The sequence below is a fragment of the Serratia ureilytica genome, from assembly GCF_017309605.1.
Lineage (GTDB): Bacteria > Pseudomonadota > Gammaproteobacteria > Enterobacterales > Enterobacteriaceae > Serratia > Serratia ureilytica.
Genome location: NZ_CP071320.1, coordinates 5,055,656 through 5,072,119 on the forward strand (window position 1 = coordinate 5,055,656; position 16,464 = coordinate 5,072,119).

Sequence of the window (16,464 nt, forward strand, 5' to 3'; positions counted from 1 at the left end):
GTTAACGCCCCTCATTCTTGGCCAGACGCATGATCATCAGTTTCGACAGCGCCAGCACGATAAAGGTGATAACAAACAGAATCAGGCCCAGCTCCATCAGTGCGGCGGTGTGCACGCCGGACTCGGCTTCGGCGAATTCGTTGGCCAGCGCCGAGGTGATGCTGTTGCCCGGCATGTACAGCGAAGCGCTGTCGAGCTGGTAGGTGTTGCCGATGATAAAGGTTACCGCCATGGTCTCCCCCAGCGCTCGGCCCAGACCCAGCATCACGCCGCCGATGACGCCGTTTTTGGTGAACGGCAGCACGATGCGCCAGATGACTTCCCAGGTGGTGCAGCCGATGCCGTAGGCCGACTCTTTCATCATTACCGGCGTCTGCTCGAACACGTCGCGCATCACCGCGGCGATGTAAGGAATGATCATGATAGCCAGGATCACCCCGGCGGCCAGAATGCCGATGCCGAAGGCCGGGCCGGAGAACAGCTCGCCGACGATAGGAATGCCCGACAGCACGTCGCCCACCGGCGTCTGGAAATATTCGGCGAACAGCGGGGCGAACACGAACAGGCCCCACATGCCGTAGACGATGCTCGGGATGGCCGCCAGCAGCTCAATGGCGATGCCCAGCGGCCGCTTCAACCAGTTCGGCGCCAGTTCGGTCAGGAACAGCGCGATGCCGAAACTCACCGGCACGGCGATAATCAGCGCGATGAGCGAGGTGACCACGGTGCCGTAGATAGGCACCAGCGCGCCGAACTGCTCCGCCGGCGCATCCCACTCTTTGGTCCACAGGAAGGCGAAGCCGAATTTCTGCATGCTTGGCCAGGAGGCGAAGATCAGCGAAACGATGATGCCGCCCAGCAACAATAGGGTAATCAGCGCAGCCAGTCTCACCAGCGCGCTGAAAATGATGTCACCGTTTTTGCCCGGTGCTTTGATGGTCGGCTTGTACTCAGCCATAGATTACTCTCTGTTTGAACCCTGGCAGCCCCAACCGGGATCGGAGCCTGAAGAACTGTGTGGGGCGCGGCGAACCCGCGCCCCTGCGTTGTTAGTACAGCGCTTTACCTGAACTGTCTTTTACGTTGGTTTTCCAGGCCGCACGCACCTGCTCAACCACTTCTTTCGGCAGGGTGGCGTAATCCAGTTCGTTAGCCTGCTTGCCGCCGGTTTTGTAGGCCCAGTCGAAGAACTTCAGCACTTCGGCGCCCTGAGCAGGGTTTTTCTGCTCTTTATGCACCAGGATGAAGGTGGTGGAGGTGATTGGCCACACGTTGTCGCCTTTCTGGTCAGTCAGATCCTGAGCGAAGGTTTTGCTCCAATCCGCACCCTTGGCGGCGTTGCTGAAGCTCTCTTCGGTCGGGCTGACCGGTTTGCCGTCGGCGGACACCAGCTTGGTGTAAGCCAGGTTGTTCTGCTTGGCGTAAGCGTATTCTACGTAGCCGATAGAGCCAGGCAGACGCTGAACGAAGGCGGCGATGCCGTCGTTGCCTTTGCCGCCCAGACCGGTCGGCCAGTTAACGGTAGAACCGGCGCCGATCTTCTCTTTCCACTGCGCGTTCACCTTGGACAAGTAGCTGGTAAACACGAACGAGGTGCCGGAACCGTCGGCGCGGCGCACCACGGCAATGTTCTGGTCAGGCAGTTTCACGCCTGGGTTCAGCTTGGTGATAGCCGGATCGTTCCACTTTTTGACGTTGCCCAGGTAGATATCGCCCAGGGTTTTACCGTCCAGCGTCAGTTCGCCGGATTTGATGCCCGGGATATTCACAGCCAGCACCACGCCGCCGATCACGGTCGGGAACTGGAACAGGCCATCGGCCGCCAGTTTGTCGTCAGACAGCGGGGCGTCGGAAGCGCCAAAGTCAACGGTGTTGGCCACGATTTGCTTCACGCCGCCAGAGGAGCCGATGCCCTGATAGTTAACTTTGTTGCCGGTTTCTTTCTGATAAGAATCTGCCCACTTGGCGTAAACCGGAGCGGGGAATGTCGCACCTGCACCGGTCAGGCTGGCAGCAGCGAACGCGGACACGGCGGTCAGGGAGAAGGTCGCTGCCACAATACTGGCGACGGTGGTACGCATCAGTTTCATAATCCCTCCTAATGGGATACTTAAAATCGACGTCGAGTCGTTTTAATCAGAGTAAGTATTGCTGCAGGAGGGAAAATAGGACAGTTTGGTGACAGAAAAATGTACGCAATATGACAGTTATATTACAGTGCATTTGAATGGGGTTTGTTTATTTAAAAATCAATCAATTAAATCAAAAATAGCGCAATTGCCAAACAACAAAAAAACCGTTTGGGCACGGCCTATCCGCTTGAATATGACAATGTTTATCGCCGAATCGGTCGCGCTGTCATCTTTAAGGTCACTCATGAAAAAAGCCGGCGCGAAGGCCGGCTTTTGCAGTTTACCTGCGGCAAATTACTCTACGGTGACAGACTTCGCCAGGTTGCGCGGCTGGTCAACGTCGGTGCCCTTGATCAGCGCCACATGGTAAGACAGCAGCTGCAACGGCACGGTGTAGAAGATCGGCGCCACGATTTCCTCAACGTGCGGCAGAGGAATGATGGTCATGCCTTCGCTGCTGACGAAGCCGGCGTCCTGATCGGCGAACACGTACAGCTGACCGCCGCGCGCGCGCACTTCTTCAATGTTGGACTTCAGCTTTTCCAGCAGTTCGTTGTTCGGCGCCACCACGATCACCGGCATATCGGCGTCGATCAGCGCCAGCGGGCCGTGTTTCAACTCACCCGCCGCATAGGCTTCAGCGTGAATATAGGAGATCTCTTTCAGCTTCAGCGCCCCTTCCATGGCGATCGGGTACTGATCGCCGCGGCCGAGGAACAGCGCATGATGTTTGTCCGAGAAACCTTCCGCCAGCGCTTCGATCTCTTTATCCATCGACAGCATCTGCTCAATACGCGCCGGCAGCGCCTGCAGGCCGTGCACAATCTCCTGCTCCACGCTTTCCGCCATGCCTTTCAGACGGCCCAGGCGCGCCACCAGCATCAACAGGACGGTGAGCTGCGTGGTAAAGGCTTTGGTCGAAGCAACGCCGATTTCCGTGCCCGCTTTGGTCATCAACGCCAGATCGGATTCGCGCACCAGCGAAGACCCCGCAACGTTACAAACGGCCAGCGAACCGAGATAACCCAGCTCTTTGGACAGACGCAGCGCCGCTAACGTGTCGGCGGTTTCGCCGGACTGCGACAGGGTGATGATCAGGCTGCCCGGACGCACCGCCGATTTGCGGTAACGGAATTCGGACGCGATCTCGACATCGCACGGCACGCCGGCCAGCGCTTCGAACCAGTAACGCGCCACCATCCCGGAGTGGTAAGAAGTCCCACAGGCGATGATCTGCACGTGCTGCACCTTGGCCAGCAGCTCGTCGGCGTGCGGGCCCAGCTCGCTCAGGTTGATTTGGCCATGACTGAAACGCCCTTCCAGGGTGTTTTTCAGCGCCAGCGGCTGTTCGTAAATCTCTTTTTGCATGTAGTGGCGGTAAGCGCCCTTGTCGCCGGCGTCATACTGCACCTGGGATTCGATCTCAGGGCGCTCGATGGCGTTACCCTGTTTGTCGAAGATGTTGACGGTGCGGCGAGTCACCTCCACCACATCGCCTTCTTCCAGGAAGATGAAGCGGCGGGTGACCGGCAGCAACGCCAGCTGATCGGAAGCGATGAAGTTTTCCCCGACGCCGCGGCCGATAACCAGCGGGCTGCCGGAGCGCGCCGCGACCAATACGCTCGGATCGCGGCTGTCCATCACCACGGTGCCGTAAGCGCCGCGCAGCTGTGGGATCACGCGCTGAACCACTTCGAGCAGCGTACCGCCCTGCAGCTGTTCCCAGTGCACCAGATGCGCGATCACTTCGGTGTCGGTTTCGGAGCTGAAGCGGTAACCGCGTTCGATCAGCAGTTCGCGCAGCGGCTCGTGGTTTTCGATGATGCCGTTATGCACCACGGTAATGTAGTCGGAAACATGCGGGTGCGCGTTCGCCTCGGTCGGTTCACCGTGCGTTGCCCAACGGGTGTGAGCGATGCCGGTGCCGCCGTGCAGATCGGTCTGCTCCGCCGCTTCGGCCAGTTTTTGCACCTTGCCTACGCGACGCAGGCGACTGACGTTGCCTTGATCGTCGACCACCGCCAGACCGGCGGAGTCGTAACCGCGGTACTCAAGACGACGTAAACCTTCCAGCAGAATTTCTGCGATATCACGTTGCGCTACTGCGCCTACAATTCCACACATTCGGTTATATTCCTAATGAACGCCTTTTATGGGCGTTTTCGATGCCTTGACCTGATTTTTGCCGGTTTTACCGTGCGTCCCCCGAGCCTGTAGATGGTGGGGGTTATTATGTTTTGTATTGGGCTCGTGAATGGAGCCCAACGCAAAACACACTATGACTTCTTCTTCACCGGGCGCTGCCAGCCCTGAATGTGCACCTGCTTGACGCGGCTCAGCACCAGTTCGTTTTCGGCGATATCTCGCGTCACCGTGGTGCCGGCGGCAATGGTGGCCCCTTTGCCGACCGACACCGGCGCCACCAGCTGAGTATCGGAACCGACGAACACGCCATCGCCGATCAGCGTCTTGTGCTTGTTGGCGCCATCGTAATTGCAGGTGATGGTGCCGGCGCCGATATTCACGTCATCTCCAATGTCGGCATCGCCCAGGTAGCTGAGGTGACCGGCCTTGGAGCCTTTGCCCAATCGCGCCTTTTTCATTTCCACGAAGTTGCCGACGTGGGCCCCTGTTGCCAGCTCCGCGCCAGGGCGCAGGCGGGCGAACGGCCCAACGGAGCAGGCGGCTTCCAGCACGCTGTCTTCCAGGACGCTGTAAGGGCTGATCTCGCAGTCATCACCGATCACGCAGTTTTTCAGCACGCAGCCGGCGCCGATTTTCACCCGGTCGCCCAGCTTGACGTGACCTTCGATAATCACATTCGCATCAATAGTGATGTCGCGGCCGTGAACAAGTTCACCGCGCAGGTCGAAACGCGCCGGATCCAACAGCATTACGCCGGCCAGCAGCAGTTTTTCAGACTGTTCCGACTGGAACACGCGCTCCAGGGTCGCCAGCTGCTGTCGGTTGTTCACGCCTTCCACTTCGCTCAAACGCGATGGGTGCACGGCTTCGATTTTCTTGCCGTCGGCATGCGCCAACGCAATGATATCGGTGATGTAAAACTCGCCCTGAGCGTTGTCGTTGTTCAACATCCCCAGCCAGCGCTTCAGATCGCGCCCATTCGCCACCAGGATGCCGGTATTGATCTCATTGATCTGACGCTGCGCTTCGCTGGCGTCCTTGTGTTCGACGATGCCCACCACGTCACCCTGCTCGCGCACGATGCGGCCATAGCCACTCGGATCGTCCAGCTTGACCGTCAGCAGGCCGATGCCGCCCTGCGGCTTGGCCGCCAACAGGCGCGTGAGCGTATCGACGGAGATCAACGGCACGTCGCCATACAGCATCAACACGTCTTCATCGTCGGCAAAATGCGGCGCCACCTGCTGCATCGCATGGCCAGTGCCCAGTTGCTCGGCCTGCAGCACCCAGTTCAGCGCGCCTTCGGTCAACGTGCTTTTCAGCAGATCGCCGCCATGGCCGTATACCAGGTGTACATGTTGCGCGCCCAGTTTCATCGCGGCATCAATGACGTGTTGCACCATCGGCTTGCCGGCCAACGGATGCAACACTTTGGGAAGATCGGAATACATGCGCGTACCCTTGCCTGCGGCGAGGATAACCACGCTCATTGCGCTGTTCGACATAAGCAACCTGATAACTCCATTTTGATAGACGAAAGTAAAACCGTTTAGCGACGATATTACTACATATTTCTCATCACGAAACCGTCGCAGGCCGCGCAGCGCTTGGCCTGCCACCATCATGTCCAATTAGGCTTCAGGACGAAAAAACTGTCGGTGATTGGCGACGGCTCCACCCTGGATATCAGGGTTACATACCACTTTCTACGCCGGGCTGAAATACTTATTTTAAAGTAAAAAAAAAGCGACCCTATAGGCCGCTTTCTTAAAGTTGGGTGCTCTGCACCCAAACATTACATCGCTTTTCTGGTGAGCTCGATAACGCGCAGTTTTGCGATCGCTTTCGCCAGTTCAGCGGATGCCTGAGCATAGTCGACATCGCCATGAGAGCTGCGAATGTGTTCTTCAGCTTTACGCTTAGCTTCCAACGCTCTCGCTTCGTCGAGGTCAGTACCACGGATAGCAGTGTCCGCCAGCACGGTAACCACGCTCGGCTGCACCTCGAGGATGCCGCCGGACAGGTAGATGAACTCTTCTTCACCGTGCTGCTTAACAATACGCACCATGCCAGGCTTGATGGCAGTCAGCAGCGGCGCATGGCCAGGGAAGATCCCCAGTTCACCTTCGCTGCCTGTCACCTGGATCTTCTGCACCAGGCCGGAAAACATCTGTTTTTCCGCGCTGACTACATCCAGATGGTAAGTCATAGCCATATCACCCTCCTCTCAAGGCGTTACAGTTTCTTGGCTTTTTCCACTGCTTCTTCAATGGTGCCAACCATGTAGAACGCCTGCTCCGGCAGGTGGTCATAGTCGCCGTCCATAATGCCTTTGAAACCACGGATGGTGTCTTTCAGCGATACGAACTTGCCCGGAGAACCGGTGAAGACTTCTGCCACGAAGAACGGCTGAGACAGGAAGCGTTGGATCTTACGCGCACGGGATACGACCAGTTTGTCTTCTTCAGACAGCTCGTCCATACCCAGGATCGCGATGATATCTTTCAGTTCCTGGTAGCGTTGCAGAATGGACTGCACGCCACGCGCTACGTCGTAGTGCTCCTGGCCAACAACCAGCGGATCCAGCTGACGGCTGGTGGAATCCAGCGGGTCAACGGCCGGGTAGATACCCAGAGAAGCGATGTTACGGCTCAGTACCACGGTTGCGTCCAAGTGCGCAAAGGTGGTGGCTGGAGACGGGTCAGTCAAGTCATCCGCAGGAACGTAAACGGCCTGTACGGAAGTGATGGAACCGGTCTTGGTCGAGGTGATACGTTCTTGCAGAACGCCCATCTCTTCCGCCAGCGTCGGCTGATAACCTACCGCGGATGGCATACGGCCCAGAAGTGCGGACACTTCGGTACCGGCCAGGGTATAACGGTAGATGTTGTCAACGAACAGCAGAACGTCACGGCCTTCGTCACGGAATTTCTCCGCCATGGTCAGACCGGTCAGCGCAACACGCAGACGGTTACCTGGTGGCTCGTTCATCTGGCCGTAAACCAGGGATACTTTGTCCAGAACGTTGGAGTCGGTCATTTCGTGGTAGAAGTCGTTACCCTCACGAGTACGCTCGCCCACGCCCGCAAACACGGAATAACCGGAGTGCTCGATCGCGATGTTACGGATCAGCTCCATCATGTTTACGGTTTTACCTACGCCCGCACCGCCGAACAGACCGACTTTACCGCCCTTGGCGAATGGACAAATCAGGTCCATTACCTTGATACCGGTTTCCAGCAGTTCCTGGGAGCTGGACAGCTCTTCGTAGCTTGGCGCCGCGCGGTGAATCGCCCAACGCTCTTCTTCGCCGATGTCGCCTTTCATGTCGATGGGTTGACCCAATACGTTCATGATACGGCCCAGGGTAGCTTTACCCACCGGCACTTCAATCGGGTGGTCCAGGTTGTTCACTTTCAGACCGCGACGCAGACCGTCGGAGGTCCCCATTGCGATACAGCGAACCACGCCACCGCCCAGCTGTTGCTGAACTTCCAACACCAGTTTTTCGGTGCCGTTTTCTACCTCAAGGGCGTCGTACACTTTTGGTACGGCATCCTGAGGGAACTCGACGTCCACCACGGCGCCGATTACCTGGATAATCTTTCCAGTAGCCATCTTGAATCCTCTACGTAATTCGTAAACCTAGCTTAAACCGCGGAGGCTCCCGAAACGATCTCGGTGAGTTCCTGAGTGATGCTGGCCTGACGCGCCTTGTTGTATACCAACTGCAGCTCTTTGATCAGGCTACCGCCGTTATCGGTTGCGGCTTTCATCGCGACCATTCGTGCGGCCTGCTCGCTGGCCAGGTTTTCCACGACGCCCTGATAAACCTGCGACTCCACATAGCGGCGCAGCAAGGTATCAAGCAGCACTTTTGGATCCGGTTCATACAGGTAATCCCAAGGCGTTTTCTTCAGCTCTTCGTCATCGGCTGGCGGTAACGGCAGCAGCTGAAGCACCTGCGGCTCTTGGGACATCGTATTAACAAATTTGTTGCTGACAATGTACAGCTTGTCCAAACGACCTTCGTCGTAGGCCTGCAGCATCACTTTCACCGGCCCGATCAGATCCGACAGGGAAGGTTTATCCCCCATGCCGGTCACCTGGGCAACCACGTTGCCGCCCACGGAACCAAAGAAAGAGGCCGCTTTAGAGCCAATCAGCGCCAAATCGGTTTCGACGCCTTTTTCGGACCAGGCTTTCATCTCCGCCAGCAGCTTTTTGAACAGGTTGATGTTCAAGCCGCCGCAGAGACCACGGTCAGTAGACACCACCAGATACCCAACGCGCTTAACGTCACGCTCATCCAGGTACGGGTGCTTGTACTCCAGATTCCCTAACGCAAGGTGACCAATCACTTTGCGCATGGTCTCTACATAAGGACGGCTGGCCGCCATGCGATCCTGCGATTTACGCATTTTGGAGGCGGCGACCATTTCCATCGCTTTAGTGATCTTTTGCGTGTTTTGCACGCTAGCGATCTTACTACGTATCTCTTTTGCGCCGGCCATCTCTGCTTCTCCTCAGTGCCAGACGGCCTGCTGTCTTTCAACAGCAGGACCGTTCGGCGTTACCAGGACTGGGTTTTCTTGAAGGTCTCGAGGATGTCTTTCAACTTGCCCTCGATCTCATCATTGAAGTTGCCAGTTTGGTTGATGTGGTTCAGCAGTTCGGCGTGCTCGCGGTCCGCATAGGCCACCAGCGCGGCTTCGAAGCTCACCACTTTGGCGACTTCGACGTCGTTCAGGTAACCGCGTTCTGCGGCAAACAGCACCAGAGACTGTTGTGCAACCGACATCGGCGCATACTGTTTCTGTTTCAGCAGTTCGGTCACTTTCTGACCGTGGCTCAGCTGTTTGCGGGTCGCGTCGTCCAGATCGGAGGCGAACTGGGAGAACGCAGCCAGTTCACGATACTGCGCCAGCGCGGTACGGATACCACCGGACAGTTTCTTCATGATCTTGGTCTGCGCGGCGCCACCAACACGGGATACGGAGATACCCGGGTTAACTGCCGGACGAATACCGGAGTTGAACAGGTTGGATTCCAGGAAGATCTGACCATCGGTAATCGAGATTACGTTGGTCGGAACGAACGCGGAAACGTCACCCGCCTGGGTTTCAATGATCGGCAGAGCGGTCAGTGAACCGGTTTTACCTTTAACTTCACCTTTGGTGAAGGCTTCAACGTACTCGGCGTTAACGCGCGCTGCACGCTCCAGCAAGCGGGAGTGCAGGTAGAATACGTCGCCTGGGTAAGCTTCACGACCTGGCGGACGACGAAGCAGCAGGGAAATCTGGCGGTAAGCAACGGCCTGCTTGGACAGGTCATCGTACACGATCAGCGCATCTTCACCGCGGTCACGGAAGTATTCGCCCATTGCGCAACCGGCGTATGGCGCCAGGTATTGCAGTGCAGCGGATTCGGAAGCGGTCGCCACCACCACGATGGTGTTGGCCAGTGCGCCGTGCTCTTCCAGTTTGCGCACCACGTTAGCGATAGTGGACGCTTTCTGGCCGATAGCCACGTAAACGCATTTGATGCCGGAGTCGCGTTGGTTGATGATCGCATCGATCGCCAGCGCGGTTTTACCGGTCTGACGGTCACCGATCACCAGCTCACGCTGGCCGCGGCCGATTGGAATCATGGCGTCAACGGATTTGTAGCCAGTCTGAACCGGCTGATCAACGGACTGACGCTCGATAACGCCTGGGGCGATAGCTTCTACCGGAGAGAAACCGTCGTTTTCAATCGGGCCTTTGCCGTCGATTGGCGCGCCCAGGGTGTTAACGACGCGGCCCAGCAGACCACGACCGACTGGAACTTCCAGGATACGGCCGGTGCATTTAACCTTCATGCCTTCGGCCAGATCCGCGTACGGCCCCATGACCACGGCACCAACGGAGTCGCGCTCCAGGTTCAATGCGATTGCGTAACGGTTGCCAGGCAGCGCGATCATTTCGCCCTGCATAACTTCGGCCAGGCCGTGTACGCGGATGATCCCGTCGCTGACGGAAACGATAGTACCTTCATTGTGAGCTTCGCTCACTACATTGAACTGAGCAATGCGCTGCTTGATCAGTTCGCTGATTTCGGTGGAATTCAGTTGCATGCTCCAGTCCCCTTAAGACTGCAAGACGTCTGTCAGGCGTTCAAGACGACCGCGAACGCTGCCATCAATCACCATATCGCCGGCGCGAACAACGATGCCGGCCAGTACAGACTTGTCAATTTTGCAATTCAGCTTAACTTTGCGTGACAGACGTTTTTCCATCGCAGCGGCGATTTTCGCCTGCTGTTCGTCGCTCAGCGCGCTCGCAGAGAGCACTTCGACTTCGACGGTGGATTCCAGCGAGGCGCGCAGTTCGATGAACTGCTGCAGCACGGCAGGAAGAACCAGTAAACGTCCATTTTCGGCCATTACACGGATAAAGTTCTGGCCATGTTCGTCGAGCCGATCGCCACAAACCGCGATGAACGTCTTGGACAGCGTTTCTGGCGCAACCGCGCCAGACAGCAGTTCAGAAATCTGTTCATTGCGAGTGACTTCAGCCGCAAACGCCAGCATGTCTTGCCAGCGCTCTACGCTTTGGTGCTCAACGGCAAAGTCAAAAGCTGCTTTGGCGTAGGGGCGAGCTACAGTTACAAATTCAGACATCAGCCCCTCCCTCCTTACAGTTCAGCGACCAGTTTATCAACGATGTCGCTGTTAGCAGCTTCATCCACGGAACGTTCGATGATCTTCTCGGCGCCGGCAATTGCCAGCATCGCGACTTGCTTACGCAACTCTTCACGAGCGCGCTTACGTTCGGCTTCGATCTCAGCCTGAGCCTGCGCCACGATTTTGTTACGTTCCTGCTCGGCTTCGGCTTTCGCTTCATCCATGATCTGAGCTTTGCGTTTGTTCGCTTGCTCGATGATCACCTGAGCTTCTGCTTTGGCAGTTTTCAGCTGGTCGGTCGCATTGGCTTGCGCTAAGTCCAGATCTTTTTTGGCACGCTCTGCAGAAGCGAGGCCGTCAGCGATTTCTTTCTGACGTTTCTCGATGGCAGCCATGATCGGCGGCCATACGTACTTCATGCAGAACCAGACAAACAGAACGAACGCGATGGCCTGGCCGAGGATTGTTGCGTTAAGATTCACAGCACAATGCCTCTTTAAAAGTTAATAGTTTGGTTACGTCGTAGAGGGTTGCTCTACTTACGCGACGGCGAACATCACGTACAGACCCAGACCTACAGCGATCATCGGGATGGCGTCGACCAGACCCATAACGATAAAGAACTGTGTACGCAGCAGAGGAATCAGGTCAGGCTGACGAGCAGCGCCTTCCAAGAATTTACCACCCAGGATGCCGATACCGATCGCAGCACCGATTGCCGCTAAACCCATCATCACAGCGGCAGCCATGTACAGCAGATCCATACTCAGGTTTTCCATGACAGTCTCCAGTTTGTTTCAGTTTAAAAGTGCAAGTGTTTTAAGAAAATCAGTGCTCTTCAGATGCCATCGACAGATAGACGATCGTCAGAACCATGAAAATAAAGGCTTGAAGCGTAATGATCAGGATGTGGAAGATAGCCCAAGGCAAGCTCAGGACCCACTGTGACCACCACGGCAACAGGCCGGCAATCAGGATGAAGATCAACTCACCCGCATACATGTTGCCGAACAGTCGCAGACCCAGTGAAACAGGTTTGGACAGCAGGCTGACACCTTCAAGAATCAGGTTGATAGGAATGAATACAGGGTGGTTGAACGGCTGCATGGTCAACTCTTTAACGAACCCGCCAACGCCTTTCATTTTGATGCTATAGAACAGAATCAGGATAAACACGCCCAGCGCCATCGACAGCGTGACGTTCACATCGGCGGTAGGCACTACGCGCAGCGCAGGCAGGCCGAGGATGTGTTCGCCAACGTAAGGCAGGAAGTCGATGGGCAGCAAGTCCATCAGGTTCATCAGGAACACCCAGACGAACACGGTCAGCGCCAGCGGCGCAATCACCTTGCTCTTGCCGTGGTACATGTCGCGCACGCTGCTGTCGACGAAACCGACTACCAGCTCCACGGCGGTTTGCAGTTTACCCGGCACGCCGCTGGTGGCGTTTTTGGCCACTTTGCGGAAGATCACCAGGAAAAGCGCCCCGAGGACGACGGAGAAAAACATCGAGTCGATGTTGATCGACCAGAACCCAGTCCCGACCTGAAGCTGCGTCAGGTGGTGACCGATATACTCCTGTGGAGTCAAGACTTCTCCTGCAGACATGATGCCTCTTACCCTTATTTAGTTAAGTTCGGTAACTGTTAATCACGGCCGGTGCCACTATCTGCACCACTAACACCGCTAAATAGGTCAGGCCAAGCGGTATAAACTCCGCCTTGAACACCCCCAGCGCCACGATCAGCAAAACGATGGTGATCACGACCTTTAGCCCCTCGCCGATGGCGAACGACCAGGCAACCCTACCGGGCGCCGGCGTTTGCGCCTGATGGCGCAAGGCAAACAGCATAAACATTGCACTCGGCAACCAGGCGGCGAGACCGCCTGCCAACGCCGAAGCGCTCCATTCCGGGCTTTTCAGCCAGAAAGCAACGCTGATCAGAACAAAAGTCATTAACTGCAAAAACAGCAGTTTGCGTGCGACTTTCCCGCTGTATAGGGACACAGACATGACGTTTGTTCTCTCCGTACCCCAGAGGGGGTATGCTGAGTGACGTATACAACTGTTTTTGCTGTCCTGAGTCAAGCAGCAAAAAACGAGCAAATTATACGGGGCATACCAACGAATTCAATCGATAAGTAGCGAAAAGGTGAACAATTATTTAAATTTCCCTATTCCAGCCTATTTTCACAAGAAAACGGTCGGAATAATAGGGCGCATTTAATTGTCTGATTATTCCAGCGTTGCGTTTAGAAACGCGAAGCCGATCACAATAATGCCCTTCACTGATTTATAGCCGATGGACAATCAAACCGTCTTTAGCAATTTGAGCGATCAAAAGATTATATAAATCAAAACATTATCAGTTAACTGTTCAAAAACAATCCGTATACCCGATGAAAACCTTTTATTGACAAGCAACGGGGCAATATTCCAACAGCCAATTAACATTAGCAGCAAAGGCCAATCTTTCGCACATGATTGCTAACGTGACTATTTCTAATTGCAATTACTCTATTGTCGCTAATTAGCCGCGTTTTTTGTGTTAATAGAAAGTAAATTAACTAAAAAAAGCGACCAACTAATTAGCCTGCTTACCTTTACACGCCGTACTACCGTTAATTCACGCTTGTTTGATCAAAAACAAACTCAGTTTGCCTTAAGCACCACCAGATGGCGTTCGCCTTCCAGTTCAGGCACCTGCAACCGCACGATAGACTCCAGGCTAACGCCCTCCGGCAGGTGCGCCAATTCTTCATCCGGGCGCACGCCTTTCAATGCGTAAAAACGCCCCTGCCCTTTCGCCGGCAGGTGATGGCACCAGGACAGCATATCCTGCAGCGAAGCGAACGCCCGGCTGATCACGCCGTCGAACGGCGGCTCGGCCGGAAACGCTTCAACGCGGCTCTGAACCGGCTCGATATTGTTCAGGCCCAGTTCATGCTGCACCTGGCGCAGGAAACGCACGCGCTTGCCCAGGCTGTCGAGCAGCGTGAAATGCGCATCCGGACGCACGATCGCCAGCGGAATGCCCGGTAAACCGGGGCCGGTGCCGACATCGATAAAACGCGATCCCTGCAGATGCGGGTTGACCACGATGCTGTCGAGGATGTGGCGCACCAGCATTTGCTGCGGATCGCGCACCGACGTGAGGTTATAAGCCTTGTTCCACTTATCCAGCATGCCGACATAGCCCAGCAGCTGCTGTTTCTGCTGATCGGGCAGCTCAATGCCTGCTGCCGCGAGCAGCGAGTCTAATTTTTTTTGCACAACGGATCCTCTGGCAGGCGCTGAACGACCAGCGGATGGTTAGCTGGCGCAATGAGGCGCCTATGATAATTCAGCGCGCAGGTGATGTCAGCGGCCGTTTGGCTACGGGTTGAGCAAACGGCCGCCTGGATGCGGGATTTATGCGCTGCGGCGCAGCAGCCCCTGCTTTTTCAGCCAAATCAGCAAAATCGAGATCGCCGCCGGCGTAATGCCGGAGATGCGTGAAGCCTGGCCGATGGAGTTCGGTTTGTGATCGTTCAGTTTGGCGATCACTTCGTTCGACAACCCCGAAACCTGACGGTAGTCGAGATCCAACGGCAACACGGTGTTCTCGTTGCGCTGCTGTTTTTCGATCTCTTCCTGCTGGCGAGCGATGTAGCCTTCGTATTTGACCTGGATCTCAACCTGCTCGGCGGCTTGTACATCGTCCAACGGCGGCGCGAAGGCCTCGGTGGCGGTCAATTGCGCGTAGTCCATTTCCGGACGGCGCAGCAGCTCTTCGCCGTTTGCTTCGCGTGACAGCGGCGCTTTCAGCAACGCATTGACCTGTTCGACGTTCTCGGCGTGCGGGTGCATCCAGATGTCGCGCAGGCGCTGACGTTCACGTTCGATCAGCTCCAGCTTCTCGCTGTAGCGCGCCCAACGCACGTCGTCCACCAGGCCGAGTTCACGGCCTTTTTCTGTCAGGCGGAGATCGGCGTTGTCTTCGCGCAGCATCAGACGATACTCGGCGCGTGAAGTAAACATGCGGTACGGTTCTTTGGTGCCGAGGGTGCTGAGGTCGTCCACCAGCACGCCGAGATAAGCCTGATCGCGACGTGGCGCCCAGCCTTCTTGCTCGGCGGCGAAGCGACCGGCGTTCAGACCGGCCAGCAGCCCCTGTGCGGCGGCTTCTTCATACCCGGTGGTGCCGTTGATTTGACCGGCAAAGAATAGCCCCTGAATGAATTTGCTTTCCAGCGTCGGTTTCAGGTCGCGCGGATCGAAGAAATCGTACTCGATAGCATAACCAGGGCGAATAATACGCGCGTTTTGCATTCCTTCCATCGAACGGACGATCTGCATCTGCACATCGAACGGCAGGCTGGTGGAGATCCCGTTAGGGTAAATCTCATTGCTGGTCAGGCCTTCCGGCTCGAGGAAGATCTGGTGCGCGTTGCGATCGGCAAAGCGCATGACCTTGTCTTCGATCGACGGGCAGTAACGTGGGCCGATCCCTTCGATGATCCCGGCATACATCGGGCTGCGATCGAGGTTATTGCGGATCACGTCATGGGTTTTTTCATTGGTATGGGTGATATAGCACGCCATTTGTTCCGGATGCTGGCTGGCATCGCCCAGGAACGAGAATACCGGCACCGGCGTATCGCCGTGTTGCGGCGCCAGTACGCTGAAATCGATAGTGCGGGCGTCGATGCGCGGCGGTGTCCCGGTTTTCAAGCGGTTGACGCGCAGCGGCAGTTCACGCAAACGCTGAGACAGCGAGATCGAAGGCGGATCCCCGGCGCGGCCGCCGCTGTAATTTTCCAGGCCGATATGGATCTTGCCGTCCAGGAAGGTGCCTACGGTCAATACCACCGCTTTGGCGCGGAATTTCAGGCCCATTTGGGTGACGGCGCCCACGACGCGATCGTTTTCGACGATCAGATCCTCAACCGGCTGTTGGAAGATCATCAGATTGGGCTGGTTCTCCAACGCGGTACGGATAGCCTGGCGATACAACACGCGATCCGCCTGAGCGCGTGTGGCGCGAACGGCTGGGCCTTTGCTGGCGTTTAGTATCCTAAACTGTATGCCGGCATGGTCGATCGCTGTCGCCATCAGGCCGCCGAGTGCATCAATTTCCTTAACCAGATGCCCTTTACCAATACCGCCAATCGCCGGGTTACAGGACATCTGTCCCAGCGTGTCGATATTGTGTGTCAATAATAAAGTCTGACGTCCCATGCGCGCCGCGGCCATGGCGGCCTCGGTACCTGCATGGCCACCACCGATGATGATGACGTCAAATTGATCTGGATAAAACATGGAACTGCACCTCGCCGTATTGCGAACGATCGTATTTGCCCTGGGGTCGGGGATTCTACTCAAGTTTAGACGATCGACCAAGTGGTCAGGATCGTCGGTAATTAAAAGAAGATCTTTTTTATTTAAAGATCTCTTTATTAGATCTCTTATTAGGATCGCGATCCTCTGTGGATAAGTGACTATTCACGATGAAGATCAGCAGATTAAGGAGGATCGTTTGC

15 protein-coding genes are annotated in these 16,464 nt (G+C 56.1%); all 15 read right to left on the reverse strand.

The features are described from left to right. Window position 1: 1 nt before the first annotated feature. Window positions 2-958 carry a phosphate ABC transporter permease PstC gene (gene pstC / locus J0X03_RS23920; RefSeq protein WP_016929615.1) on the reverse strand — a complete coding sequence of 319 codons (957 nt, stop codon included), beginning with the start codon at window positions 956-958 and terminating at the stop codon, window positions 2-4. Between the two features lie 91 nt (window positions 959-1,049). Further along, window positions 1,050-2,090: a phosphate ABC transporter substrate-binding protein PstS gene (gene pstS, locus J0X03_RS23925; RefSeq protein ID WP_033645155.1), complete on the reverse strand. Its 1,041-nt coding sequence runs from the start codon at window positions 2,088-2,090 to the stop codon at window positions 1,050-1,052. 336 nt (window positions 2,091-2,426) lie between these two features. Then, entirely contained in the window at window positions 2,427-4,256 is a 1,830-nt protein-coding gene (gene glmS / locus J0X03_RS23930) for a glutamine--fructose-6-phosphate transaminase (isomerizing) (protein ID WP_033645156.1), read from the reverse strand. Between the two features lie 152 nt (window positions 4,257-4,408). After that, window positions 4,409-5,782 carry a bifunctional UDP-N-acetylglucosamine diphosphorylase/glucosamine-1-phosphate N-acetyltransferase GlmU gene (gene glmU / locus J0X03_RS23935; RefSeq protein WP_123062051.1) on the reverse strand — a complete coding sequence of 458 codons (1,374 nt, stop codon included), beginning with the start codon at window positions 5,780-5,782 and terminating at the stop codon, window positions 4,409-4,411. A gap of 290 nt (window positions 5,783-6,072) precedes the next feature. Then, on the reverse strand, window positions 6,073-6,492 hold the full coding sequence (locus J0X03_RS23940; protein WP_004933814.1) for a F0F1 ATP synthase subunit epsilon: 420 nt from the start codon (window positions 6,490-6,492) through the stop codon (window positions 6,073-6,075). Window positions 6,493-6,512: 20 nt separating this feature from the next. Continuing rightward, window positions 6,513-7,895 carry a F0F1 ATP synthase subunit beta gene (gene atpD, locus J0X03_RS23945; protein ID WP_004933813.1) on the reverse strand — a complete coding sequence of 461 codons (1,383 nt, stop codon included), beginning with the start codon at window positions 7,893-7,895 and terminating at the stop codon, window positions 6,513-6,515. Between the two features lie 32 nt (window positions 7,896-7,927). Beyond that, on the reverse strand, window positions 7,928-8,791 hold the full coding sequence (atpG, locus tag J0X03_RS23950; protein WP_206975672.1) for a F0F1 ATP synthase subunit gamma: 864 nt from the start codon (window positions 8,789-8,791) through the stop codon (window positions 7,928-7,930). Between the two features lie 59 nt (window positions 8,792-8,850). Beyond that, window positions 8,851-10,392 (reverse strand): F0F1 ATP synthase subunit alpha, encoded by a 1,542-nt coding sequence (atpA, locus tag J0X03_RS23955; RefSeq protein ID WP_122016995.1) that lies wholly within the window; start codon window positions 10,390-10,392, stop codon window positions 8,851-8,853. Between the two features lie 12 nt (window positions 10,393-10,404). Then, a complete protein-coding gene (atpH, locus tag J0X03_RS23960; protein WP_025160298.1) occupies window positions 10,405-10,938 on the reverse strand; it encodes a F0F1 ATP synthase subunit delta in 534 nt (177 codons plus the stop codon). Between the two features lie 14 nt (window positions 10,939-10,952). Then, the gene (atpF, locus tag J0X03_RS23965; protein WP_004933804.1) at window positions 10,953-11,423 is read right to left on the reverse strand and encodes a F0F1 ATP synthase subunit B; all 471 of its coding nucleotides are present in this window, start codon (window positions 11,421-11,423) and stop codon (window positions 10,953-10,955) included. Window positions 11,424-11,480: 57 nt separating this feature from the next. After that, on the reverse strand, window positions 11,481-11,720 hold the full coding sequence (gene atpE, locus J0X03_RS23970) for a F0F1 ATP synthase subunit C (protein WP_004093904.1): 240 nt from the start codon (window positions 11,718-11,720) through the stop codon (window positions 11,481-11,483). A 49-nt stretch (window positions 11,721-11,769) separates the two neighbouring features. After that, entirely contained in the window at window positions 11,770-12,549 is a 780-nt protein-coding gene (atpB, locus tag J0X03_RS23975; RefSeq protein WP_015376132.1) for a F0F1 ATP synthase subunit A, read from the reverse strand. Window positions 12,550-12,571: 22 nt separating this feature from the next. Next, complete coding sequence (gene atpI / locus J0X03_RS23980) at window positions 12,572-12,955, reverse strand: F0F1 ATP synthase subunit I (protein WP_004933796.1); 384 nt, start codon at window positions 12,953-12,955, stop codon at window positions 12,572-12,574. A 639-nt stretch (window positions 12,956-13,594) separates the two neighbouring features. Next, window positions 13,595-14,215 carry a 16S rRNA (guanine(527)-N(7))-methyltransferase RsmG gene (rsmG, locus tag J0X03_RS23985; protein ID WP_025304738.1) on the reverse strand — a complete coding sequence of 207 codons (621 nt, stop codon included), beginning with the start codon at window positions 14,213-14,215 and terminating at the stop codon, window positions 13,595-13,597. 138 nt (window positions 14,216-14,353) lie between these two features. Then, entirely contained in the window at window positions 14,354-16,243 is a 1,890-nt protein-coding gene (gene mnmG / locus J0X03_RS23990) for a tRNA uridine-5-carboxymethylaminomethyl(34) synthesis enzyme MnmG (protein ID WP_160204697.1), read from the reverse strand. Window positions 16,244-16,464: the final 221 nt, after the last annotated feature.

Excerpts from the sequence above, each read along its gene's own strand:
- atpD (WP_004933813.1), bottom strand. The coding sequence starts at position 7,895 with ATGGCTACTGGAAAGATTATCCAGGTAATCGGCGCCGTGGTGGACGTC.
- glmS (WP_033645156.1), bottom strand. The coding sequence starts at position 4,256 with ATGTGTGGAATTGTAGGCGCAGTAGCGCAACGTGATATCGCAGAAATT.
- atpH (WP_025160298.1), bottom strand. The coding sequence starts at position 10,938 with ATGTCTGAATTTGTAACTGTAGCTCGCCCCTACGCCAAAGCAGCTTTT.
- atpE (WP_004093904.1), bottom strand. The coding sequence starts at position 11,720 with ATGGAAAACCTGAGTATGGATCTGCTGTACATGGCTGCCGCTGTGATG.
- J0X03_RS23940 (WP_004933814.1), bottom strand. The coding sequence starts at position 6,492 with ATGGCTATGACTTACCATCTGGATGTAGTCAGCGCGGAAAAACAGATG.
- glmU (WP_123062051.1), bottom strand. The coding sequence starts at position 5,782 with ATGTCGAACAGCGCAATGAGCGTGGTTATCCTCGCCGCAGGCAAGGGT.
- atpI (WP_004933796.1), bottom strand. The coding sequence starts at position 12,955 with ATGTCTGTGTCCCTATACAGCGGGAAAGTCGCACGCAAACTGCTGTTT.
- atpG (WP_206975672.1), bottom strand. The coding sequence starts at position 8,791 with ATGGCCGGCGCAAAAGAGATACGTAGTAAGATCGCTAGCGTGCAAAAC.
- atpB (WP_015376132.1), bottom strand. The coding sequence starts at position 12,549 with ATGTCTGCAGGAGAAGTCTTGACTCCACAGGAGTATATCGGTCACCAC.
- mnmG (WP_160204697.1), bottom strand. The coding sequence starts at position 16,243 with ATGTTTTATCCAGATCAATTTGACGTCATCATCATCGGTGGTGGCCAT.
- pstS (WP_033645155.1), bottom strand. The coding sequence starts at position 2,090 with ATGAAACTGATGCGTACCACCGTCGCCAGTATTGTGGCAGCGACCTTC.
- pstC (WP_016929615.1), bottom strand. The coding sequence starts at position 958 with ATGGCTGAGTACAAGCCGACCATCAAAGCACCGGGCAAAAACGGTGAC.
- atpA (WP_122016995.1), bottom strand. The coding sequence starts at position 10,392 with ATGCAACTGAATTCCACCGAAATCAGCGAACTGATCAAGCAGCGCATT.